Origin of the sequence: Streptomyces sp. NPDC006739, assembly GCF_042869815.1 — a bacterium.
Taxonomy (GTDB): domain Bacteria; phylum Actinomycetota; class Actinomycetes; order Streptomycetales; family Streptomycetaceae; genus Streptomyces.
On record NZ_JBIAGM010000023.1, the window covers coordinates 71,764 to 94,416 of the forward strand.

At 70.7% G+C, this 22,653-nt stretch carries 23 protein-coding genes; 15 read left to right on the forward strand and 8 right to left on the reverse strand.

Features of this window, described 5'->3' with window-relative positions; genetic code table 11:
* Positions 1 to 84: 84 nt before the first annotated feature.
* The 3 genes from ACFYMM_RS34265 (at position 85) to ACFYMM_RS34275 (ending at position 3,671) form a co-directional block, all read left to right on the forward strand.
* Positions 85 to 1,287 (forward strand): acetyl-CoA C-acetyltransferase, encoded by a 1,203-nt coding sequence (locus ACFYMM_RS34265; RefSeq protein ID WP_388393952.1) that lies wholly within the window; start codon positions 85 to 87, stop codon positions 1,285 to 1,287.
* A gap of 45 nt (positions 1,288 to 1,332) precedes the next feature.
* Positions 1,333 to 2,289, forward strand: a complete 957-nt coding sequence (gene meaB / locus ACFYMM_RS34270) for a methylmalonyl Co-A mutase-associated GTPase MeaB (RefSeq protein WP_388393955.1) — start codon at positions 1,333 to 1,335, stop codon at positions 2,287 to 2,289.
* 143 nt (positions 2,290 to 2,432) lie between these two features.
* Positions 2,433 to 3,671: an MFS transporter gene (locus ACFYMM_RS34275; RefSeq protein WP_388393958.1), complete on the forward strand. Its 1,239-nt coding sequence runs from the start codon at positions 2,433 to 2,435 to the stop codon at positions 3,669 to 3,671.
* Positions 3,672 to 3,805: 134 nt separating this feature from the next.
* Here the strand turns inward: ACFYMM_RS34275 and ACFYMM_RS34280 are convergent, their stop codons facing one another.
* The 4 genes from ACFYMM_RS34280 to ACFYMM_RS34295 all read right to left on the reverse strand — a co-directional run bounded on the left by ACFYMM_RS34280 (position 3,806) and on the right by ACFYMM_RS34295 (position 6,465).
* On the reverse strand, positions 3,806 to 4,282 hold the full coding sequence (locus tag ACFYMM_RS34280; protein WP_388393961.1) for a MarR family winged helix-turn-helix transcriptional regulator: 477 nt from the start codon (positions 4,280 to 4,282) through the stop codon (positions 3,806 to 3,808).
* Positions 4,283 to 4,374: 92 nt separating this feature from the next.
* Positions 4,375 to 5,184 carry an AIM24 family protein gene (locus tag ACFYMM_RS34285; RefSeq protein ID WP_388393964.1) on the reverse strand — a complete coding sequence of 270 codons (810 nt, stop codon included), beginning with the start codon at positions 5,182 to 5,184 and terminating at the stop codon, positions 4,375 to 4,377.
* A complete protein-coding gene (locus tag ACFYMM_RS34290; protein WP_388393966.1) occupies positions 5,181 to 5,831 on the reverse strand; it encodes an AIM24 family protein in 651 nt (216 codons plus the stop codon). The genes ACFYMM_RS34285 and ACFYMM_RS34290 overlap by 4 nt, the downstream gene beginning before the upstream one ends.
* Position 5,832: 1 nt before the next feature.
* Complete coding sequence (locus ACFYMM_RS34295; protein WP_388393969.1) at positions 5,833 to 6,465, reverse strand: AIM24 family protein; 633 nt, start codon at positions 6,463 to 6,465, stop codon at positions 5,833 to 5,835.
* A gap of 145 nt (positions 6,466 to 6,610) precedes the next feature.
* On the opposite strand from ACFYMM_RS34295, the gene ACFYMM_RS34300 reads away from it, so the two are divergent.
* The 8 genes from ACFYMM_RS34300 (at position 6,611) to ACFYMM_RS34335 (ending at position 12,508) form a co-directional block, all read left to right on the forward strand.
* Positions 6,611 to 6,955 (forward strand): DUF3817 domain-containing protein, encoded by a 345-nt coding sequence (locus tag ACFYMM_RS34300; RefSeq protein ID WP_388393973.1) that lies wholly within the window; start codon positions 6,611 to 6,613, stop codon positions 6,953 to 6,955.
* Entirely contained in the window at positions 6,952 to 7,245 is a 294-nt protein-coding gene (locus tag ACFYMM_RS34305; protein WP_388393976.1) for an MTH1187 family thiamine-binding protein, read from the forward strand. Before ACFYMM_RS34300 ends, ACFYMM_RS34305 begins: the two co-directional genes overlap by 4 nt.
* Before the next feature lie 151 nt (positions 7,246 to 7,396).
* A complete protein-coding gene (locus ACFYMM_RS34310; RefSeq protein ID WP_388393978.1) occupies positions 7,397 to 8,149 on the forward strand; it encodes a hypothetical protein in 753 nt (250 codons plus the stop codon).
* The gene (locus ACFYMM_RS34315; RefSeq protein ID WP_388393981.1) at positions 8,146 to 8,847 is read left to right on the forward strand and encodes a DUF4166 domain-containing protein; all 702 of its coding nucleotides are present in this window, start codon (positions 8,146 to 8,148) and stop codon (positions 8,845 to 8,847) included. The genes ACFYMM_RS34310 and ACFYMM_RS34315 overlap by 4 nt, the downstream gene beginning before the upstream one ends.
* Positions 8,844 to 9,527, forward strand: a complete 684-nt coding sequence (locus ACFYMM_RS34320; RefSeq protein WP_388393983.1) for a TetR/AcrR family transcriptional regulator — start codon at positions 8,844 to 8,846, stop codon at positions 9,525 to 9,527. Before ACFYMM_RS34315 ends, ACFYMM_RS34320 begins: the two co-directional genes overlap by 4 nt.
* 79 nt (positions 9,528 to 9,606) lie before the next feature.
* Positions 9,607 to 10,116, forward strand: a complete 510-nt coding sequence (locus tag ACFYMM_RS34325) for a MarR family winged helix-turn-helix transcriptional regulator (RefSeq protein WP_388393986.1) — start codon at positions 9,607 to 9,609, stop codon at positions 10,114 to 10,116.
* A 43-nt stretch (positions 10,117 to 10,159) separates the two neighbouring features.
* Positions 10,160 to 10,498 (forward strand): DUF3817 domain-containing protein, encoded by a 339-nt coding sequence (locus tag ACFYMM_RS34330; protein ID WP_388393989.1) that lies wholly within the window; start codon positions 10,160 to 10,162, stop codon positions 10,496 to 10,498.
* A gap of 309 nt (positions 10,499 to 10,807) precedes the next feature.
* Positions 10,808 to 12,508: a methylmalonyl-CoA mutase gene (locus tag ACFYMM_RS34335; protein WP_388393992.1), complete on the forward strand. Its 1,701-nt coding sequence runs from the start codon at positions 10,808 to 10,810 to the stop codon at positions 12,506 to 12,508.
* Between the two features lie 25 nt (positions 12,509 to 12,533).
* Here the strand turns inward: ACFYMM_RS34335 and ACFYMM_RS34340 are convergent, their stop codons facing one another.
* A complete protein-coding gene (locus tag ACFYMM_RS34340; RefSeq protein ID WP_388393995.1) occupies positions 12,534 to 13,151 on the reverse strand; it encodes a TetR/AcrR family transcriptional regulator in 618 nt (205 codons plus the stop codon).
* A 201-nt stretch (positions 13,152 to 13,352) separates the two neighbouring features.
* Here ACFYMM_RS34340 and ACFYMM_RS34345 point away from each other — a divergent pair, with 201 nt between their 5' ends.
* The 4 genes from ACFYMM_RS34345 to ACFYMM_RS34360 all read left to right on the forward strand — a co-directional run bounded on the left by ACFYMM_RS34345 (position 13,353) and on the right by ACFYMM_RS34360 (position 17,626).
* Positions 13,353 to 14,330 (forward strand): tetratricopeptide repeat protein, encoded by a 978-nt coding sequence (locus ACFYMM_RS34345; protein WP_388393998.1) that lies wholly within the window; start codon positions 13,353 to 13,355, stop codon positions 14,328 to 14,330.
* A 623-nt stretch (positions 14,331 to 14,953) separates the two neighbouring features.
* Positions 14,954 to 15,589, forward strand: coding sequence for a DUF6230 family protein (locus tag ACFYMM_RS34350; protein WP_388394001.1), 636 nt, complete (start codon positions 14,954 to 14,956; stop codon positions 15,587 to 15,589).
* A gap of 116 nt (positions 15,590 to 15,705) precedes the next feature.
* A complete protein-coding gene (locus ACFYMM_RS34355; RefSeq protein ID WP_388394004.1) occupies positions 15,706 to 16,260 on the forward strand; it encodes a DUF6114 domain-containing protein in 555 nt (184 codons plus the stop codon).
* A complete protein-coding gene (locus ACFYMM_RS34360; protein ID WP_388394006.1) occupies positions 16,250 to 17,626 on the forward strand; it encodes a hypothetical protein in 1,377 nt (458 codons plus the stop codon). The genes ACFYMM_RS34355 and ACFYMM_RS34360 overlap by 11 nt, the downstream gene beginning before the upstream one ends.
* 97 nt (positions 17,627 to 17,723) lie before the next feature.
* On the opposite strand, the gene pyk is transcribed toward ACFYMM_RS34360, so the two are convergent.
* The 3 genes from pyk to pta form a co-directional block, all read right to left on the reverse strand.
* Positions 17,724 to 19,154, reverse strand: a complete 1,431-nt coding sequence (pyk, locus tag ACFYMM_RS34365) for a pyruvate kinase (protein WP_388394009.1) — start codon at positions 19,152 to 19,154, stop codon at positions 17,724 to 17,726.
* Positions 19,155 to 19,227: 73 nt separating this feature from the next.
* Positions 19,228 to 20,433: an acetate kinase gene (locus tag ACFYMM_RS34370; RefSeq protein WP_388394012.1), complete on the reverse strand. Its 1,206-nt coding sequence runs from the start codon at positions 20,431 to 20,433 to the stop codon at positions 19,228 to 19,230.
* Complete coding sequence (pta, locus tag ACFYMM_RS34375) at positions 20,430 to 22,550, reverse strand: phosphate acetyltransferase (RefSeq protein ID WP_388394015.1); 2,121 nt, start codon at positions 22,548 to 22,550, stop codon at positions 20,430 to 20,432. Before pta ends, ACFYMM_RS34370 begins: the two co-directional genes overlap by 4 nt.
* Positions 22,551 to 22,653 lie beyond the last annotated feature (103 nt).

Genomic DNA, 22,653 nt, shown 5'->3' on the forward strand with positions numbered 1-22,653 from the left:
ACGGCGCGGACTACCGCTCAGTACATTCGAAGTAAACCCTCGTTCACTCCTCAGCTTTTCGCAGCTGGAAGGGGATCGCACCTCATGGCAGCAACGACCAGTACGACCTCCGTCATCGTCGCGGGTGCCCGCACCCCGATGGGACGGTTGCTCGGCTCGCTCAAGTCCTTCTCCGGGGCCGATCTGGGCGGCTTCGCGATCAAGGCCGCCCTCGACCGTGCGGGGATCGGTGGCGACCAGGTGCAGTACGTGATCATGGGCCAGGTGCTCCAGGCCGGGGCGGGGCAGATCCCGGCGCGCCAGGCCGCGGTCAAGGCCGGCATCCCGATGAGCGTCCCGGCGCTCACCGTCAACAAGGTGTGTCTGTCCGGTCTCGACGCCATCGCCCTGGCGGACCAGCTGATCCGCGCGGGCGAGTTCGACATCGTGGTGGCCGGCGGCCAGGAGTCCATGACGAACGCCCCCCACCTGCTGCCGAAGTCCCGCGAGGGCTTCAAGTACGGGGCGGTCGAGATGCTCGACGCGATGGCGTACGACGGTCTGACCGACGCCTTCGAGAACATCGCCATGGGCGAGTCCACCGAGAAGCACAACACCCGTCTGGGCATCCAGCGTCCCGTGCAGGACGAGATCGCCGCGCTGTCCCACCAGCGGGCCGCCGCCGCGCAGAAGAACGGCGTCTTCGAGGCCGAGATCACCCCGGTCGAGATCCCGCAGCGCAAGGGCGAGCCGGTCGTCTTCAGCAAGGACGAGGGCATCCGCGCCGACACCACCGCGGAGTCCCTGGCCAAGCTGCGTCCGGCCTTCTCGCGGGAGGGCACCATCACCGCCGGCTCCTCCTCGCAGATCTCCGACGGCGCCGCCGCCGTGGTCGTGATGAGCAAGGCCAAGGCCGAGGAGCTGGGCCTCGAGTGGCTCGCCGAGATCGGCGCGCACGGCAATGTGGCCGGACCGGACAACTCCCTCCAGTCGCAGCCCTCCAACGCGATCCGGCACGCCCTGGGGAAGGAGGGCCTGGACGTCTCCGACCTGGACCTCATCGAGATCAACGAGGCCTTCGCCGCCGTCGCCGTCCAGTCAATGAAGGACCTCGGCGTGTCCACGGAAAAGGTGAACGTCAACGGGGGCGCCATCGCGCTCGGCCACCCGATCGGCATGTCCGGCGCCCGGCTCGTGCTCCACTTGGCGCTGGAGCTCAAGCGCCGGGGCGGCGGGGTCGGCGCGGCGGCGCTGTGCGGTGGCGGCGGCCAGGGTGACGCCCTGATCGTGCGGGTACCGAAGGCCTGAGTTCCCTGTTCGACGCGTAGGCGAGCGCAAGTGATCGGAGCTGTGATGCAGGACGTCTCCACTCTGGTGGCCCAGGCCAGGGAAGGCCGGCCGAGGGCCGTGGCCCGGCTGATCTCCCTGGTGGAGGGGGCGTCCCCGCAGCTCAGGGAGGTCATGGCGGCACTGGCCCCGCTGACCGGCAACGCGTACGTCGTCGGGCTGACGGGCTCACCGGGCGTCGGCAAGTCGACCTCCACCTCCGCCCTGGTCACCGCCTACCGCAAACAGGGCAGGCGGGTCGGCGTCCTGGCCGTCGACCCGTCCTCGCCGTTCTCCGGCGGCGCCCTGCTCGGCGACCGGGTCCGGATGTCCGACCACGCCTCCGACCCGGGCGTCTACATCCGCTCGATGGCCACCCGGGGCCATCTGGGCGGCCTGGCCTGGGCGGCCCCCCAGGCGATCCGTGTCCTGGACGCGGCGGGCTGCGAGGTGATCCTGGTCGAGACGGTGGGCGTCGGCCAGTCCGAGGTGGAGATCGCCTCCCAGGCGGACACCTCCGTGGTGCTGCTGGCCCCGGGCATGGGCGACGGCATCCAGGCGGCCAAGGCGGGCATCCTGGAGATCGGCGACGTCTACGTCGTCAACAAGGCCGACCGGGACGGCGCGGACGCCACCGCCCGCGAACTGAACCACATGCTGGGCCTCGGCGAGTCCCGCGGGCCCGGCGACTGGCGCCCGCCCATCGTCAAGACGGTCGCCGCCCGCTCCGAGGGCGTCGACGAGGTCGTGGAAGCCCTGGAGAAGCACCGCGCCTGGATGGAGGAGCGCGGAGTCCTCACCGAGCGCCGCAGGGCCCGCGCGGCCCACGAGGTGGAGACCATCGCCGTCACCGCCCTGCGCGAACGCATCGGCGACCTGCACGGCGACCGCCGGCTGAGCGCGCTGGCGGAGCGGATCGTGGCCGGCGAGCTCGACCCGTACCGCGCGGCGGACGAGCTGGTGGCGGGCCTGACGCAGCGCTGACCCTGGCCGCCCCGGGATCTCCTTGCTACCTTGACGGGCATGTTCCTCCTCCTGGCATAGAGCACGCACCGGACCGCGAGACCGCCGAAAGGCCCTCGCGTCCCTCGGTGTCCCCTCTTCCGCCTCTCCCAGAGGAACTCAGCGTGTCCACGCATCCTTCGCGGCCCTCGTACGCCGCCGTCCTGCGCCTCCCGCACGCCCGCCGCACCTTCGCCGCCGCCCTGCTGGCCCGGCTGTCCTACGGCACGGTCTCGTTGTCCGTGCTGCTCGCGGTGACCCGGTCGACCGGCTCGTACGCCGTCTCCGGCACCGTGCTGGCCCTGTTCGGCGCCGCGACCGTCTTCCTCACGCCGCTGCGTGCGGCCCTGGTCGACCGGTACGGCGCCCGCCGGGCCCTGCTGCCCATGACGTCGCTCCACGGAGCCCTGCTGTGCGCCCTGGCGGCGCTGACCCGGCAGCCGGGAGCCTCGCCGCTGGTCCTCGGCACGGCCGCCGCCCTGGCCGGCGCCTGCGCGCCCCCGCTCGGCCCCACCATGCGCACGGTGTGGGCCCGGATCGCCGACGATCCCGGTCTGTTGCGGCGGGCCTACAGCCTGGACGGCGTCGCCGAGGAACTGATCTTCGTGTCCGGTCCGGCCCTGGTCGGCGTGCTCGTCCCGGTCACCTCGCCGGCCGCCGCGGTGCTCCTGAGCGCGCTGCTGAACGTGCTCGGCACCTGCGCGTTCGTGTCGTCCCCGGTGCTGCCCGGACCCTGCCGCCCGGTGCCGCGCCAGGACGGGTCCCGGCGTCGTCCCCCGGTCGGCCGGGGCCTGTTCTGCCCGGTGGTGGTCGCCGCGGGCATGGGGCTCGCGCTCAGCGGCGTGGACCTGCTGGTGATGGCCTTCGCGACGCAGCGCTCCTACGACACCGCCGTGGTCCCCTGGATCCTGGCCGCCCTCTCGGCGGGCAGCGCGGTCGGCGGGATGCTCAACGGTGCGATCGACTGGCGCACCCCCGCCCGGGCCCGACTGGCCCGGTTCGCGGCCGGTCTGGGCCTGGTGCTGGCCGTCACCGGCCTCGCCCCGGGGCTGTGGTCCCTGACGGCGGCCGTGGCGTGTGCGGGCCTGTTCGTCGCCCCCGCCCTGACCACGGCGTACCTCCTCGCGGACGAGACGGCGGATCCCGGGGCACGGACGCGGGCGGGGGCCTGGGTGAACATGGCGGTCAACGCCGGAAGCTCCGCGGGCGCGGCGGTGACGGGCCTGCTGATCGGCCGGCTGCCGCTCGTCTGGTGCTTCGCGGCGGCCGGCGCGGTGGCCCTGGCGACGGCGGCCGTGGCCGCGCTGGCCGCGGCCGGCGGGAGTGTCGCCGAGGCCACCGCCGACGGGCAGCTGGCCGCGTAAGGGCGGCAGCGCGACGGCGCCCGGCAACGCCCGAGCCGCGGTCCCGCGCGACGCGCCCTGGGACGGCGAAACGGCAGGCGGGACCTGAACACCCGCCTGCCGTTTCACCCCGGGGTCACCCCCGGCCGCTCAGCCTAGGGACGCCCCCGCTGCCCCCTGAGGTGCTCGGCGATCGGCTTCAGCCCCTTGTCCAGCTCCACCAGTGCCTCCGGCGACAGCAGATCGATGAAGTGCCGGCGCACGGAGGCGACATGATGTGGCGCCACCTTCCTCATCGTCTCCATGCCGTGCTCGGTGAGCACGGCGTACAGCCCCCGCCGGTCGGACTCGCAGTTCTCGCGGCGCACCAGGTTCGCGTTCTCCATGCGCGTGATCTGGTGCGAGAGCCGGCTCTTGGACTGGAGGGTCGCGGACGCGAGGTCGCTCATCCGCATCCGGACGTCCTCCGACTCGGACAGATTCACCAGGATCTCGTAGTCGTTCATAGTCAGGCCGAACGGCTGCAGGTCCTTTTCGAGCTGGTACGTCAACAGCCTGTTGACCTCCAGGTGGGTGCGCCAGGCGCACTGCTCCGCATCGGTCAGCCAGCGCGTGGCCGTCTCGGTCTCCATGAATGAAGTCTACCTAAATTGTTGAAAGGCGAACTAGTGAGGGTGGTGTGACTGCGCGCACGCGTTCGATGTCACACTCCGCAGACTACCGCTCACAGCCCGAAGCGACGCTGGAGGTCTCCGAGCTGTCCGGGAAGACGCGGTGCGCCGAGCGACTGCGGAGCGTGCCCACCCGGTGCCCCTGAGCCACCGCCGGGGACTCCCGGCTCGGACGGAACGGCCCCCGTCGCCAGCTCCGCCATCAGGGTCTCGGTGGACTGCAGCAGCACCGTTCCGGCTCCCACGAACTCGAACTGGTGCTCCTCCCCGGAAGCCCCGCCAAGCCCTGTCATCGCACGTAGACCGCCCATTACACCTGTCAGGTACCCGTGGTCGTAGTGATGGCACGGGGACGGGCAGTCGGCCCACCCGACCAGTGCCTGGGGGTCCACCCGGACCGGGGGTTCCATGAACACCACCGGACCGTTTGACGCGGCCACGAACTTGCCGGTTCCGATAAGGGTCAGAAAACCCGGCACGATCGACTGCTTGAGGGCGAGACTTGGCTGAAAAGCGAGCAGGTTGCCGGAGCGAATGGTCAGATTGCCGTCGTCCAGGTCGTAGGAGTTCACATCAAACGCCCGGTCGGCGAGGAGCATCTTGCCCGAGCCCGCCGCCACCACCCAGTCGCTGGCGTGCAGAGGCGAATGAAAAGACGTACGGACAAGTCGGTCGAGTCGCCCGTGGCCGACGCCGTTGAAGTCGATCGCCCCGTAGTAGGCGATCATCTTCCCCTTCTGCAGGAACCACTGCCCGCCCTTCAGCTCCACGCAGAAGGTGTACTTGTTGACGTTGTCGTCGACGGGCAGCGTCATCGGGTCGTACACCGCCGGACGGCCGCCCGCGGCCCCGTACGTGCTCACAGCTTCTCCTCCGAGGCCTGGACGTACACCGTGCCGCTGCCGCTCAGCTCCAGCTGGAACGCCTCGCCGGAGCCGCGCCCCACCATCTCGCGCCAGCCGAGGGCGGCGGAGAGCTTGTTGCGGACGTCGCCGTGGTGGGCGACGTAGGCCTGGGGGTCGACATGGACCGGACGCTGGGGGGTGATCGGGATCTCGAAGACGCCGCCGTGCGCCATCACCGCGACGGAGCCGTGCCCCTGCAGCGTGGTCGTGAACAGCCCCTGGCCGGTGACCTGCCCCCGCACCATGCCCATCACCCCGCCCTGCGAGCCCATGAACATCGTCCCCTGCCGCAGGGTGCCCTCGAAGGCGAGCAGCCGGTCGGCCTCCACGTAGAGGGTGTCGCCGGTGAGGCCGATGACGTGGACGTGGTGGCCGCCGTGCCCGAAGAAGACGGTGCCGCTGCCCTCGACGGTCATCAGCGGCGTCGCCTCGCCCGCCACGCGCCGTCCGAGCATCGACATCAGACCCCCCTGGCCGCCCTGGATGTTGGGCGTGAAGGAGACGTCCCCCTTGTAGGCGAGCATCGCGCCGCGCTGGCTGAACAGCCGCTGACCGGGCAGGACGGTCGCCTCGACCATCTTCGAGTTGATCTCGCGCAGACTCATCTCACACGTCCCCCGCGATCGTGTTGCGCTCGCTCGGCTGTACGTACACCAGGCCGTCCCCCTCGAAGCGGATCTGGAAGGCCTCCCCGCCGCCCTCGCCGAGGAAGGTGCGGAAGGTCACGCCGGACTGGAAGGACTGCCGGACGTTCCCCTGGTGGGCGATGTAGGCGCCCGGGTCGACGATCAGCGGGTACTGGGGGCTCACCCGCAGGACGACCGCCGGGCCGTCGGACATGATGGCCGCCTGCCCGTGCCCCTCGACGGTCGTCGTGAACAGCCCGTTCCCCTGGGAGGCACCCCGCAGGCCGGTGAAGGTCGTCCCGGTCCGCAGGCCGGCGTCGGTCGCGAGCAGGTTGCTCGACTCGACGTACAGCTTGTCCCCCTGGAGACCGACCAGGTTGATCTCGGAGGCCCGGTCGGCGAACCAGCACGTGCCACTGCCTCTCACCTCCATCACGGTCATCTGCTCGCCGGTGAGCCGCCGGGTCACCATCCCCCGGAGGCCCTCACCGCCGCCGCTCAGTTTCTTGAAGGCCATCTGACCGTCGTACGCGACCATGGAGCCGTTCTTCGCCTTCACGGCGTCCCCGGTCATGTCGACGGCCAGCACCTTGCTGCCTTGAAGTCGGAACATCGCCACGGGGTGAAGGTAGCCGCAGGGTGACATTGCCGACAGGGGCCCACCCCAGGCCGGGTGGGCCCGTCGGGTTTGCCACAATGGGACAACGCTTGTGCATCCGTTCACAAAAGAGCGACCCGTCTCCGACCGAAGGTGACCCGTGGACATCAAGACCGCCACCGCCCTCCGCCGCCTCCGCCTGGTCTCCGCCCCCGAGGCCGTGTCCTTCCTCGTCCTGCTCGTCTGCTCGGTGCTGAAGCGGACCACGGACTTCAACGCGGTACCCGTGATGGGAGCGGTCCACGGCGTCCTCTTCGTCCTCTACGTGGTCTTCTGGGCCGACGCCTGGAACCGGGCCAAGTGGGGCAAGGGCACCGCGGCCCTCTACTTCGTCCTCTCGGTCCTGCCCACCGGCGGCTTCTTCGCCGAGCGCAAGCTGCGCCGCGAGGCCGAGGACGCGGTCATCGCCGCCCGGGCCCGCCAGGAAGGGGTCGTCAACGCATGATCGTTGCCTTCTCCGTGACGCCCCTGGGCGTCGGCGAGGACGTGGGGGAGTACGTCGCCGACGCCGTGCGCGTGGTCCGCGAGTCCGGCCTGCCCCACCGCACGGACGCCATGTTCACCTCGGTCGAGGGCGAGTGGGACGCGGTCATGGACGTCGTCCGGCGAGCCGTGGCCGCCGTGGAGGCGCGGGCGCCGCGCGTGTCCCTGGTCCTCAAGGCGGACATCCGTCCCGGTGTGACGGACGGCCTCACCTCCAAGGTCGAGACCGTCGAGCGGTATCTGGCCCGGTAGCCCCGGAATTCCAGACCCCGGTCCGCGAGGGCCGGGGTTTTTCTCGTCCTGGTGTTTGAGCGGTCGCTCAAAACGGTGATACCGTCTCCCCGAGTAATTTGAGCAGTCGCTTAAATCTGCTGGGACGAGCAGGTGGCAGGGGGAAGCAGCGGTGGGGCTCTACATAGAGACGCACGTTCGCGCGGACCTGGAGGAGGTGTGGGCGCGCACCCAGGAACCCGCCCAGCACCAGCGCTGGGACCTGCGCTTCACCGAGATCGCCCACCTCCCGCGCGCGGAGGGCGAGCCGCAGCGCTTCCGGTACGCCACACGCGTGCTGCCGTTCCTCACGGTCGCCGGGACGGGCGTGGCGGCGGGGGAGAGGGAGCGACCCGACGGAACCCGTACCTCCGCCCTGCGCTTCGCCTCGCCCCACCCCCTGTCCCTGATCGCCGAGGGCAGCGGGTACTGGCGCTACGTCCCCGACCCGCAGGGCGTCCGCTTCCTCACCGGCTACGACTACCGGCCTCGCTGGGGCCGGCTCGGCGCCGTCGCCGACCGGCTGGTGTTCCGGCCGCTGATGGGATGGGCCACGGCCTGGTCCTTCGACCGGCTGCGGCTGTGGCTGGAGCGGGGCGTCACACCGGAGCGGGCGCTGATCAACTGGCTGGCCGAGATGGCCGTACGCGCGCTCCTCCTCACCGTCTGCTGCGCCGGCCTCGGCCTCCGCTCCGCCCTGCGCGTCTTCGGCTCGCTCGCCCCCACCGTGGCCTACGCGTGCCCGCTGCTCCTCCTCGTCGCCATCGGCCTCGCGCTCCTCAAGCCGCCGCTCGCCACCACCCCGGCCGCCCGCCGCTGTCTGCGCGCCCCGGTCACCCCCGTACGCGCCCCCCGCCTCCTGCGCACCCTGGAGAAGCACGGATGACGTCCACGACCCCGCTCACGCCCTCCATGTTCCGCACCGTCATGGGCGCCGACTTCGACCGCCTCCACCCGCAGCTGCGGCGCCGGTTCTCGGTGGGCCTGGCCGGCGGGGAGGCCTGCACCGGCCGGGGCGTCATGGACCGTGTCTGGCACGGGCCGGCCTTCGTGAAGCCGTTCCTGGCCCTGGGCGCGACCCGCAACATCCTGGTGCCGAGGGCGGGACGCAACATCCGGTTCGTGATCGAGAACGTGCCCTACGCCGACACCTTCGGCCGTGAGACGGTGTCCTTCGTGCGCACCTTCGACCTGCCGGGCCGCGCCCGCCGCTTCGACGCCCAGATGGTGCTCAGCCCCAAGGGCGACCGCATCCTCGACTACCTCGGCACCCACCAGCACCTCGCCAGCGAGCTGAGCTTCCACGCCGAGCCGGACGGCTCCCTGCTCGTCCGCTCCGGCGAACACCGGTTCCGGGAGGGTCCGGTGGACGTCCGGGTGCCCGAGCTGATCGGCGCCACGGCCGAGGTCCGCGAGTCGTACGACGACACCGCCGGGCGGTTCCGGATCCGGGTCCGGGTGGTCAACAAGTACGTCGGTCCCCTCTTCGGCTACGAGGGGTCGTTCACGGCCTCGTACACCGACATCCGCCGCGCCGGGGTGCGGCCCGGACTGCGACCGGTGCGGGAGGAGGCGCGGGCGTGACCCCGGAGACTTCGAAGCCGCAGGCCAAGGGCGGCAGCAAGGCCCAGGAGACCAAGACCAGGCTGCTGGAGGGCGCGCTGCGCGTCCTCACCGAGCAGGGCATCGCGAAGACCTCCGCCCGTACGGTCGCGGCCGCGGCCGGTGTCAACCAGGCACTGGTCTTCTACCACTTCGGTTCGGTGGACGAACTCCTCGCGGCGGCCTGCCGCTACGGCGCGGAGAAGGCCGTGGCCCGGTACCGTACGCGACTGGCCGCCGTCGCCTCCCTCTCCGAGCTCCTCGCCGTCGGCCGGGAGATCCACGACCAGGAACGGGCCGGCGGGCATGTCGCGCTCCTCGGCCAGCTGCTCGCCGGGGCCCAGACCCACGAGCCGCTCGTCCCGGCCACCGCGGCCGGTCTGGACCTGTGGATCGCCGAGATCGAGCAGGTGCTCGCCCGGGTCCTGGCGGGCACCCCGTTAGGTGACTTCACCGACCCGGCGGGCCTGGCCCGCGCGGTGGCCGCCTCCTTCGTCGGCATCGAGCTGTACGAGGGCGTCGACGAGACGGGCGCCCACGCGGCCCTGGACGCCCTGGAGCAGCTCGGCGCCCTGGTGGCGGCCCTGGAGGAACTGGGCCCGGTGGCCCAGCGCGCGGTCCGTCACCACCTGCGCAGGACCGGCCGCCGTCAGGGCCCCTGACAGCACTGGGCGACGGCCGGGTGACCGAAAGCCGAGACGGGGCTGACCGGCATGTGACCGACCGGTAGGGTCTGATGACGTGCCCAAGCCCCTCAGTCTCCCGTTCGACCCCATCGCCCGCGCCGACGAACTCTGGAAGCAGCGCTGGGGAAACGTGCCGTCCATGGCCGCGATCACCTCGATCATGCGCGCACACCAGATCCTGCTGGCCGAGGTCGACGCGGTGGTCAAGCCGTACGGGCTGACGTTCGCGCGCTACGAGGCGCTGGTGCTGCTCACCTTCTCCAAGGCCGGCGAGCTGACGATGTCCAAGATCGGTGAACGGCTCATGGTGCACCCCACGTCCGTGACCAACACCGTCGACCGGCTGGTGAGGTCAGGTCTGGTGGACAAGCGGCCCAATCCCAACGACGGGCGCGGCACCCTCGCCGTCATCACCGACAAGGGCCGCGAGGTGGTCGACGCCGCCACCCGGGACCTGATGGCGATGGACTTCGGGCTCGGGGTGTACGACGCGGAGGAGTGCGGGGAGATCTTCGCGATGCTGCGTCCGCTCAGGGTCGCGGCGCACGATTTCGACGAGGAGTGACCCGGGGCAAGATCCCCCGGAACGGGCGGTTACGCTCGTCGGCATGAAGAAGAGCGTGCTGACCCGCTACCGCGTCATGGCGTACACCACCGGTGTGCTGCTGGTCCTCCTGTGCCTGAGCATGATCGCCAAGTACGGGCTGGACGTCAGCGGCGCCGCGGACTTCACCCGTGTCGTCGCCATCGCGCACGGCTGGCTCTACGTCGTGTACCTGGTCTTCGCCTTCGACCTGGGCTCCAAGGCGAAGTGGCCGGTCGGCAAGCAGCTGTGGGTGCTGCTCGCGGGCACCATCCCCACCGCCGCCTTCTTCGTCGAGCGCAGGATCAGCCACGAGCTGGAGGCCAGGGTCGCCGACCCGGCGCCGGCCGTCGCCAAGGCCTAGTGCTGCGACCGGAAGGGTTCGCCGGCTCGCGGCGCCCGGCGCGGTACTCCTCCAGCCTTCGGCCGGGGGTACCCCCACGCCGCGTTGTCGCATCACCCGAGTACATCCGGTACGCGGGCGACGCTCCGCCTTGCGATGTTCCCCCACTGCCTGAACGGCGTGGGAGGTGCCCCCAGCACCGGACGCCGCGAGCTTCTCGGCAGACCTTTCCGGCCACAGCACTGGACACCCCGGCCTCCACCGCCGTACGAGTCACGTGCGGCGGTCAGCCATCGACATTTACTTGGACGTCCTAGTAAATTCGTGGGTATGGATGCTCACGCGATCGAGGACGGCCGCCGTCGCTGGCAGGCCCGCTACGACGGGGCGCGCAAGCGCGACGCCGACTTCACGACGCTCTCCGGTGATCCCGTGGAGCCGGTCTACGGGCCACGGCCCGGGGACACCTACGAGGGGTTCGAGCGGATCGGGTGGCCCGGGGAGTACCCCTTCACGCGCGGGCTCCATCCGACCGGCTACCGGGGGCGGACCTGGACCATCCGGCAGTTCGCCGGGTTCGGCAACGCCGAGCAGACCAACGAGCGGTACAAGATGATCCTCGCGGCGGGCGGCGGCGGTCTGTCCGTGGCCTTCGACATGCCGACGCTGATGGGCCGCGACTCCGACGACCCGCGCTCGCTCGGCGAGGTCGGGCACTGCGGGGTGGCCATCGACTCGGCCGCCGACATGGAGGTCCTGTTCAAGGACATCCCGCTGGGTGACGTGACCACGTCCATGACCATCAGCGGGCCGGCCGTGCCCGTCTTCTGCATGTACCTCGTCGCCGCCGAGCGGCAGGGCGTGGACCCCTCCGTGCTCAACGGCACCCTCCAGACCGACATCTTCAAGGAGTACATCGCCCAGAAGGAGTGGCTCTTCCAGCCCGAGCCCCATCTGCGGCTGATCGGTGACCTGATGGAGTACTGCGCCGCCGGCATCCCCGCCTACAAGCCGCTGTCCGTCTCCGGCTACCACATCCGGGAGGCCGGCGCGACGGCCGCGCAGGAGCTGGCGTACACGCTGGCCGACGGGTTCGGGTACGTCGAGCTGGGGCTCAGCCGCGGCCTCGACGTCGACGTCTTCGCGCCCGGGCTCTCCTTCTTCTTCGACGCGCACGTCGACTTCTTCGAGGAGATCGCCAAGTTCCGCGCGGCCCGCCGCATCTGGGCCCGCTGGATGCGGGACGTCTACGGCGCGAAGTCCGAGAAGGCGCAGTGGCTGCGCTTCCACACCCAGACCGCCGGGGTCTCGCTGACCGCCCAGCAGCCGTACAACAACGTGGTGCGTACGGCGGTGGAGGCGCTGGCGGCCGTGCTCGGCGGGACCAACTCGCTGCACACCAACGCCCTGGACGAGACCCTCGCGCTGCCCAGCGAGCAGGCGGCGGAGATCGCGCTGCGCACCCAGCAGGTGCTGATGGAGGAGACGGGGGTCGCCAACGTGGCCGACCCGCTGGGCGGTTCGTGGTACGTCGAGCAGTTGACGGACCGGATCGAGGCCGACGCGGAGAAGATCTTCGAGCGGATCAGGGAGCGCGGGCTGAGGGCGCACCCGGACGGACGGCACCCCATCGGACCGATCACCTCGGGCATCCTGCGCGGGATCGAGGACGGCTGGTTCACCGGGGAGATCGCCGAGTCCGCCTTCCAGTACCAGCGGGCCCTGGAGAAGGGGGACAAGCGGGTCGTGGGCGTCAACGTGCACACCGGCTCGGTCACCGGCGACCTGGAGATCCTGCGGGTCAGCCACGAGGTGGAGCGGGAGCAGGTGCGGGCGCTCGGGTCCCGGCGGGCGGCGCGTGACGAGGCGGCCGTGCGCACGGCCCTGGACGCCATGCTCGCGGCCGCCCGTGACGGCGCCAACATGATCGGGCCGATGCTGGACGCCGTACGCGCCGAGGCGACCCTGGGCGAGATCTGCGGGGTGCTGCGGGACGAGTGGGGCGTGTACACGGAGCCCGCGGGCTTCTGAGCGGTACGGCGCCGGGGCCGGAAACCTAGGGTGCCCCGGTGACGCCGAGGAGCAGGAGTCGGGTGAATTCGCGCACCCACTCCTCGTCCGCCGGTTTGCCGCTGACCAGGGTGCGGTGGACCACCGCGCCCGCCACCACGTCGAAGATCAGGTCGGCCGTGCGGGCCGCCTCGCCGGGGTCCTTGTCGGGAGGCAGCTCGCCGCGGGCCCGGGCGCGGGCCCGGCCCTCCAGGACGAGGCGTTTCTGGCGGTCCACGACGGAGGCGCGGATGCGCTCGCGCAGGGCGTCGTCGCGGGTGGACTCGGCGACCACCGCCATCAGTCCGCTCGCCGCCTCCGGGCGGGCCAGGATCGCCGCGAACTGCAGGACCACGCCCTCGATGTCGGCGGCCAGGCTGCCGCGGTCGGGGAGCCGGAGTTCGTCGAAGAGTTCGGCGACGGCGTCCACGACGAGTTCGTTCTTGCCCGCCCAGCGGCGGTAGAGGGTCGTCTTCGCGACCCCGGCCCGGGTGGCCACGTCCCCCAGGGTGAGTTTGGACCAGCCCAGCTCGACCAGGGCCTCCCGGGTGGCGGCCAGGATGGCGGCGTCCGCGGCGGCGCTGCGCGGGCGGCCGGCGCGGCCGGTGGGGGCGTGGCTGTGCATCCCACGACCATAACCGCCGGTTCCTGTGATGCCGTGAGGGAGATCACCGGGGTGGGGTGTCGCGGAGGCTCCCGGTGGCATTACGCTACGACTCGTAGCGAAACCACTGGTGCGGGGTGGGGACCCGGCGCCGACGCAGTACGCCGACCTGGCTTTCACAACGCTTTTCACTCACGCGCGGGAACGGGGGAGGATAGACGCATGCAGCCACGGAACATGTCCATGAGCGGAGTCGTCGACCTCGCCGCGGTGAAGGCGGCCCAGGAGGCCAAGACCAAGGCCGAGCAGGCGCGCGCCGAAGCGGCCCGCCAGGGTGGGGCCGGCGCCGTCTCCCCGGCCGATCTCGTCATCGACGTCGATGAGGCCACCTTCGAGCGCGACGTCCTGCAGCGCTCCGCCGAGGTACCGGTCGTCATCGACTTCTGGGCCGAGTGGTGTCAGCCCTGCAAGCAGCTGAGCCCGGTCCTGGAGCGGCTGGCCGTCGAGTACAACGGCCGCTTCCTGCTCGCCAAGATCGACGTCGACGCCAACCAGATGCTGATGCAGCAGTTCGGGGTCCAGGGGATCCCGGCCGTCTTCGCCGTGGTGGCGGGGCAGGCGCTGCCGCTCTTCCAGGGCGCGGCCGCCGAGCAGCAGATCCGGCAGACCCTGGACCAGCTGGTGCAGGTCGCCGAGCAGCGCTTCGGGCTGACCGGCCTGTCCGTCGACCCGGACGCGGAACCGGGCGGTGCCCCGGTGGCGGCCGCGCAGGTGCCGGCGGGACCGTACGACGCGTTGCTGGAGGCCGCCGCGCAGGCGCTGGACGCGGGAGACCTGGGCGGGGCCGTCCAGGCGTACAAGAACGTGCTGAGCGACGACCCGGCCAACCCGGAGGCCAAACTGGGGCTGGCGCAGGCCGAATTGCTCCAGCGGGTGCAGGGCGCGGACCCGCAGCGGGTGCGCGAGGAGGCCGCCGACCGGCCGGCCGACGCCGAGGCACAGATCGCCGCCGCCGACCTGGATCTGGTGGGCGGTCACGTCGAGGACGCTTTCGGACGTCTGATCGAGACGGTGCGGCGCACAGCGGGTGACGACCGGGATGCCGTGCGGCGCCGTCTGCTGGAGCTGTTCGAGGTCGTGGGGGCCGACGATCCGCGGGTCGTGGGGGCGCGACGGGCGCTGGCGCGGGCGTTGTTCTGACCAGTCGCTAAACGTCACGGCATGTGATGCCGGAGTGAAAGATTCGCCAACGAGTCGTCAGGGCGGCCGCGCTTTGCCAAATCTTGGGAAACGCGGCCGCTGTTACTCGCAGTAAATCCTGGGCGTTGATGTGTCTGATTCCGTCCACGGATCAACAGTTTTGTTCCGCCCCCGACTGCCACCGAGCGTCGCCCTTCGAGACCGTCGGGTCGTTGTTCGGTTATCCGGCCGTTACTACCCAGTAACGAAGCCCCTTGTGCGGGCGGCGAGAATGCACCACGATCGGCGACGCTCGGTCCATTCCCGTACCCCGACAGCCGGTTGGGTCACGGGAGACTCTGGGTCCCCACCGAGCAGGGACGGCGGCAGTGGCGCCGTTCCTCGGACAGGGGGGTCTTCGCCGGTACGGCGAAGCCTGTCCAGCAAGGTTGTGCGTGATGCGTGTCAGGCGCGACCAGTGGTTGTCGCTCGGGGGTGATCGCCGGTGATCGGTGCGCGGTACGCGCCTCCGAGTGCAGGCGCTCTCCTTCCCGAGGGCGTAGCACTTCTCCCATCCCTGCCTGGCCGAGCCGCCGACCGGTGGCGGGCCCGGGCCGGAGATGTACGTCCGAGAAGGAGGAAATATGGAGTCCCAGGTGCGTGGCGGGACCAGATGGAAGCGGTTCGCTGTGGTCATGGTGCCCAGCGTTGCCGCCACGGCGTGTATAGGTGTCGCCCTCGCGCAGGGCGCTCTCGCTGCGTCGTTCAGCGTGTCCGGCCAGTCCTTCAAGGTCTCGGCCGACAAGCTCGAGGGCACCGGCTTCGAGCAGTACGGTGCGATCGACTCGGGCTACACGCTCGACGGCAAGAAGACGGCTCACCCCGTCGCGGTCTCGGCGTTCAAGAAGGCCGAGATCACCAACCTGTGCCAGTCCGTGGTCACCCCGGACATCCCGATCTTCGGATCGGTCAGCCTGATCCTGAAGGCGGGCGGCGGCAGCACGCCGGTCGAGGCCGACAACATCTACATCGACGTTGCCGACCTGCAGGCCGACGCGACGTTCAACAACATCGACATCGGTGTGGCCGCCCAGGACGCCAACAAGGGTCCGGGCATGAAGGGCGGGGGCGAGCAGGCCAACCCGTTCGGCTTCGCCCAGCAGGCCGACTCGGCGACACTGGTCGGCGTGAAGCAGACGGCGTGGGCGACCACCGCCGGAACCTTCAAGCTCAGCGGACTGCACATGTCGCTGGCGACGGGTACCAAGGAGTGCTACTAGGCACTCGGTGACGGGCGGGGGAGCCTCTGGCGCCCCCGCCTGTCCACTTCCTGCCGCGTCTTCACGCGCGGTGCACATCACCACCACAGCAACGCCGCACCAGGGAGCTGTTTTCCATGAGCGCCGAGACCCCTGCCGCCGCATCCGGCCCGTCCACCAGCCGGAGGTCGCAGTTCCGCGCATGGCGGGGCACGCGGCCGTTCTGGGCCGGTCTGTTCGTCCTGCTCAGCGGCTTTCCGATCATCTACTTCCCGTACTTCCACCTCCAGCTCGGGCATCTGACGCTGGCGATGGCCACCACCGCGGGAGCGGGATCCCTGATCATCGGCGTGCTGCTCATCGTTCTGGGCATCAGCCTCTGGTTCCAGAAGCACGTACGGGTCTTCGCGGGTGTCGCGTCGATCCTGCTGGCGCTGGTGTCCCTCCCCGTGTCCAACTTCGGCGGCTTCGTCGCGGGCTTCCTGTTCGCCCTGGTGGGCGGAGCGATGGCCGTGGCCTGGGCGCCGGGCGCGGATCCGCAGCCGCAGGCGGCCCCCGAGGCCGCGCCGGGCGAGGGCGGTGCCCCCGGGGCCGCTCCGCTCGACCAGGGTCCGGGCGCGTGGAGCGAGTCGAACGACCTGTCAGGAACGAGCCCGGCCAACGGGGCGAACGGGAGGCACAGTGCCGGCTGACGAGGTGACCCACGGGGCTGATGTGGACGAGTCCCGTGTGAGAACCGGGCCGCGCCACGCGGCACCCAAGAAGCCGCTGTTCACCAGGTTCCACATGCCGGCCGGCAAGGCGATCGCCACGGTGGCCATGCCGACCGCGGTGCTCGTGGGCATGGGCTTCACGTCCTCTCTCGCCCTCGCCGCAGGCAACCCCTCGGCGGCGCCGTCGTCGAAGAGCCTGACGGCGAAGGAGTACAAGGACTGTGTCGCGGCCCTGAAGGACTCCGCGAACCCCTCGGCCACGCCGTCGCCCTCCGCCTCGGCGAGCGCGAGCAAGTCCGCGGACGCCTCCACGCCGTCGCCCTCGGCGTCGGCCGGCACCAAGCAGGACTCGGGCAAGACCTCCTCGTCGGATTCGGGTTCCGGCGGCAAGGCCACGCCCGCGCCGACCGCCTCGTCCCCGTCCTCGTCGGGTACCTCCGACAAGTCGGGTACGTCGGACAAGCCGTCCGGTGGCACCGCCACCCCGGCCCCGTCGGCGTCCCCGAGCAGCGGCAACCTGCTCGACACGATCGGCAACGCGATCGGCGGGATCTTCACGGGCGGCAGCGGTTCCGGCTCCGGCTCCACCGCGAGCCCGACGCCGACCCCGTCCGCGTCGACGGCGTCGTCCTCGTCGTCCTCGTCATCGTCGTCGTCCTCGAGTTCCTCCTCGTCGAGCGGCGGCAAGGGCGGCGGTGCCTCCGGCACCCTCACGGACACCGCCTCCAAGGCCACCAAGACGGTCACGGACACCGTGAAGGGCGCCACCGACACGGCGTCCAAGACGGTCTCGGACGCCACCAAGGCGGCCGAGAAGGCGGCGGAGTCGGCCACGCCGAGCCCCTCGGCCGGTTCCAGCACCTCCCCGTCCGACTGCCCGGCGGCCACGACCGACGAGAGCGGCGTCGACAACAAGGTGCCGCTGCCGGACGACCCCTGGTACCTGAACGCAAGTTCGCTGCTGCTCAAGAGCGCCGACTACCAGGGCATCGTCGAGGTGAAGACGGCCAACGGCACCAAGAAGAAGGTGCTGAAGTACGTGGTCTCCGGCGGCGTCGACATCGGCGATCTGCACCAGACGGTGAAGGACAAGCTGTCGGGCAAGACGTACCACGTGCAGGCCGCCTCCGGCTCGACGTCCACCTTCCGGGGCGGCGCCACCGTGATGTACACCGAGAGCATCTCGGGCAACCTGTTCGGTCTGATCCCGATCACGTTCACCCCGGACAGCCCGCCGCCCCTGAACATCCCGCTGATCTACTTCACCAATGTGAAGGTGACCCAGGCAGGCCAGTTCGGTGGGAACCTGCACGTGCCCGGCATGCACCTGTACACGACCGACTGAGCGGCCGCACAGGCCAGTTCGGGAGCCGCGAAAAGCTGAGGGCGCCCCCCGTCGCGGGGGGCGCCCTCAGCGCCGTACAGGGCCTTCGCGGGGGCCGTCAGCTGCCGTCGCCGCCACCGAGGTGGTGGACGCGGACCATGTTGGTGGTGCCGGGGACGCCGGGGGGCGAGCCGGCCGTGATGATCATGATGTCGCCCGCGTTGAAGCGGCCCAGGTTGGCCACCTCCTGGTCCACCATGTCGACCATTTCGTCGGTGCTGTTGACGAACGGCACCACGTGCGGCTCCACGCCCCAGCTGAGGGTGAGCTGGTTGCGGGTGGCCTCGTCGGTGGTGAAGGCGAGGATCGGCTGGGACGCGCGGTAGCGGCACAGGCGCCGGGCGGTGTCACCGGACTGCGTGAAGGCGATCAGGCCCTTGCCGCCGAGGAAGTCGGCGATCTCGCAGGCCGCGCGGGCCACCGAGCCGCCCTGCGTGCGCGGCTTCTTGCCCGGCACCAGCGGCTGCAGGCCCTTGGAGAACAGTTCCTTCTCGGCCGCGGCGACGATCTTCGACATCGTCTTGACGGTCTCGACCGGGTAGGCGCCCACGCTCGACTCGGCGGACAGCATGACCGCGTCGGCACCGTCCAGGATCGCGTTGGCCACGTCGGACGCCTCGGCGCGGGTCGGACGGGAGTTGGTGATCATCGACTCCATCATCTGGGTCGCCACGATCACCGGCTTCGCGTTGCGCCGGCACAGCTCGATCAGGCGCTTCTGCACCATCGGGACCTTCTCGAGCGGGTACTCGACCGCGAGGTCGCCGCGGGCCACCATGACGGCGTCGAAGGCCGCGACGACGTCCTCCATGTTCTCGACCGCCTGCGGCTTCTCCACCTTGGCGATGACCGGGACCCGGCGGCCCTCCTCGTCCATCACCTTGTGGACGTCGGCCACGTCCTTGGCGTCCCGCACGAAGGACAGCGCGACCATGTCGCAGCCCATCCGCAGCGCGAACCGCAGGTCCTCGACGTCCTTCTCGCTCAGCGCGGGCACGTTCACGGCCGTGCCGGGCAGGTTGATGCCCTTGTGGTCGGAGACGACACCGCCCTCGATGACGATCGTCCGCACCCGCGGGCCCTCGACGTCCAGGACCTTCAGCTCGACGTTGCCGTCGTTGATCAGGATCTGGTCGCCGCGGGAGACGTCACCGGGCAGGCCCTTGTACGTCGTCCCGCAGATCTGCTTGTCGCCGGGGACGTCCTCGGTCGTGATGACGAACTCGTCACCGCGCTCCAGCTCCACCGGTCCCTCGGCGAAGGTCTCCAGACGGATCTTCGGGCCCTGCAGGTCGGCGAGGACACCGATGGCCCGGCCGGTCTCCTTGGCGGCGGCCCGGACGCGGTCGTACCGCGCCTGGTGCTCGGCGTGGGTGCCGTGGCTGAAGTTGAACCGGGCCACGTTCATACCCGCCTCGATCATGGCGACGAGCATCTCGTGGGAGTCGACCGCGGGGCCGAGAGTACAGACGATTTTCGAACGGCGCATGGGGCGATCCTATCGGTTTGTTTCGCTACGGAATATTCCGTCTGGCGGAATATACAAATGAGTTGCTCGGCGCTCAGCTGTTCTTTCCGACCAGTTCGTAAGTCTGGGTGGCGATCTCCAGTTCCTCGTCCGTGGGCACCACGGCCACGGCCACCCGCGCGTTCCGGGGCGAGATCAGCCGCGCCCGGTCGCCGCGTACTGCGTTCAGCGCGCCGTCCACCGACAGGCCCAGCCCTTCCAGGCCCGCGACGGCGGCCTCCCGCACGGGGCTCGCGTTCTCCCCGACCCCCGCCGTGAAGGCCACCGCGTCCACCCGGCCGAGCACGGCGTAATAAGCGCCGATGTACTTCTTCAGCCGGTGAATGTAGATGTCGAAGGCGAGTCGCGCCTCTTCGTCACCCTCGTCGACCCGGCGGCGGATCTCCCGCATGTCGTTGTCACCGCACAGTCCGATCAGACCGCTCTTCTTGTTGAGGAGATTGTCGATCTCGTCGGCGGACATTCCACCAACACGCATCAAATGGAAGATGACGGCCGGGTCCATGTCTCCGGAGCGCGTACCCATCACCAGCCCCTCCAAAGGCGTCAGCCCCATGGAGGTGTCCACGCACCTGCCGCCCCGCACGGCCGAGGCGGACGCCCCGTTGCCCAGGTGCAGCACGATCACGTTGACGTCCTCGGGCGCCCTGCCCAGCAGCTCGGCGGTGGCCCGGGCGACGTAGGCGTGCGAGGTGCCGTGGAAGCCGTAACGGCGGATGCGGTGTTCGTCGGCCGTCTTGACGTCGATCGCGTACCGCGCGGCCGACTCCGGCATGGTGGTGTGGAACGCGGTGTCGAACACCGCGACCTGCGGCAGGTCCGGGCGCAGCGCCCGGGCGGTGCGGATGCCGGTGAGGTTGGCCGGGTTGTGCAGCGGGGCCACCGGTATCAGGCGCTCGATCTCGGCCAGGACCGCCTCGTCGATCAAGGTCGGCCGGGTGAAGGACTTGCCGCCGTGCACCACCCGGTGGCCGATCGCGGCCAGCTCGGGCGAGTCCAGCCCGAGGCCGTCCCTCGCCAGCTCTTCGGCGACGGCCTTCAGGGCGGCGTCGTGGTCCGCGACCGGTCCGGTCCGCTCGCGGGACTCCCCGCCCGCCGGGGTGTGCCTGAGCCGGGAGGACTGCTCACCGATGCGCTCGACGAGGCCCACCGCCAGCCGGCTGCGGTCGCGCATGTCCAGCAGCTGGTACTTCACCGACGACGAGCCGGAGTTGAGGACGAGGACGCGGCTGGAGCTCACTGGACGGTCGCCTTCTCGTTCGGGGGCTGGACGGGGTTCGCGGGGTTCTCGGAGTTCTGGGCCTGGATCGCCGTGATGGCGACGGTGTTGACGATGTCCTGCACCAGCGCCCCCCGGGACAGGTCGTTGACCGGCTTGCGCAGACCCTGCAGCACCGGTCCGACGGCGATCGCCCCGGCCGAGCGCTGCACCGCCTTGTAGGTGTTGTTGCCGGTGTTGAGGTCCGGGAAGATCAGCACGCTGGCCTGTCCGGCGACCTCGGAGCCCGGCAGCTTGGTGGCGGCGACCGTGGGCTCCACGGCGGCGTCGTACTGGATCGGCCCCTCGATCCTCAGATCGGGCCGGCGCGAGCGCACCAGTTCGGTGGCCTCGCGCACCTTGTCCACGTCGGCGCCCGAACCGGACGTACCCGTCGAGTACGACAGCATCGCGATCCTCGGCTCCACACCGAACCGCTCGGCGGTGGACGCCGACTGGATGGCGATGTCGGCCAGTTCCTCGGCGTTCGGGTCGGGATTGACCGCGCAGTCCCCGTAGACCAGCACCCTGTCGGCCAGGCACATGAAGAACACCGACGAGACGATCGACGCCTCGGGCCTGGTCTTGATGATCTCGAAGGCGGGCCGGATGGTGGCCGCCGTGGAGTGCACGGAACCCGACACCATGCCGTCGGCCAGGCCCTCCTGGACCATCAGGGTGCCGAAGTAGTTGACGTCGCTGACGACGTCGTAGGCCTGCTCCACGGTCACGCCCTTGTGGGCGCGCAGCAGGGCGTACTGCTCGGCGAAGGAGTCGCGCAGCTCGGAGGTGGCCGGGTCGATCAGCCGGCTGTCGCCGAGGTCGATGCCCAGGTCGGCGGCCTTCTTGCGGATCTGCTCGACGGGGCCGAGCAGGGTCAGGTCGCACACGCCCCGGCGCAGCAGCACCTCGGCGGCGTGCAGGACGCGCTCCTCGGTGCCCTCCGGCAGGACCACCCGGCGCCGGTCGGAGCGGGCCTGTTCCAGCAGCTTGTGCTCGAACATCATCGGGGTGAGCCGGTCGCTGCTCGGCGCCGAGACCCGGCGGGCCAGCTCGGCTGTGTCGGTGTACCGCTCGAACAGGCCGAGCGCGGTCTCGGCCTTGCGCGGGGTGGCCGCGTTCAGCTTGCCCTCCATGGAGAACAGCTGCTCGGCGGTGGGGAAGCTGGTGCCGGGCACGGAGACGACCGGGGTGCCCGGGGCGAGACGGGCGGCCAGGGTGAGGATCTCGTCGCTGGGCACCTCGTTCAGGGTGAGCAGCAGCCCGGCTATCGGCGGGGTGCCTGCGCTGTGCGCGGCCAGCGAGCCCACCACCAGGTCCGCGCGGTCCCCGGGGGTGACCACCAGACAGCCCGGGGTCAGCGCGGCGAGGAAGTTCGGCAGCATCGCGCCGCCGAAGACGAAGCCGAGCGCGTCCCGGGCCAGCCCCGAGTCGTCCCCCAGCAGCACCTTCGCGCCGAGGGCCTGGGTGATCTGCGCGACCGTCGGCGCGGACAGCGCGGGCTCGTCGGGCAGCACCCAGCAGGGCACCGGCAGCCGGGTCGCGAGCCGCGCGGCGATCTCGTCCCGGTCGGCGCGCTCCACCCGGTTGGCGACCATGGCCAGCACGTCGCACCCGAGGCTCTCGTAGGCCCGGTGGGCGTTGCGGGTCTCCGCCAGCACGGACTCGGCGGTCTGCCTGCGGCCGCCCACCACAGCGATCACCGACGCGCCGAACTCGTTGGCGAGCCGGGCGTTCAGAGACAGCTCGTCCGGGAGCTGGGTGTCGGCGAAGTCGGTGCCGAGCACGAGCACGACGTCGTACTCCCGCGCCACCAGGTGGAAGCGTTCGACCAGGGTGGAGACCAGTTCGTCCGTGCCCTGCTCGGCCTGCAGGGCGGAGGCCTCGTGGTAGTCCATGCCGTAGACGGTCGCCGGGTCCTGGGACAGCCGGTAGCGCGCACGCAGCAGCTCGAACAGGCGGTCGGGGCTGTGATGGACGAGCGGACGGAACACCCCTACCCGGTCGACCTGCCGGGTCAGCAGCTCCATGACACCCAGCTCGACGACCTGACGGCCGTCTCCGCGGTCGATCCCGGTCACGTACACGCTGCGCGTCACGTGCGCTCTCCCTCTCCGTTCGCGTGGCCAGAAAAAACGCCCACCAGGGTGAGCAGAACCCTCTTGACAATACCCCTGGGGCTGGTTAAGGCGCCCGTCAGTA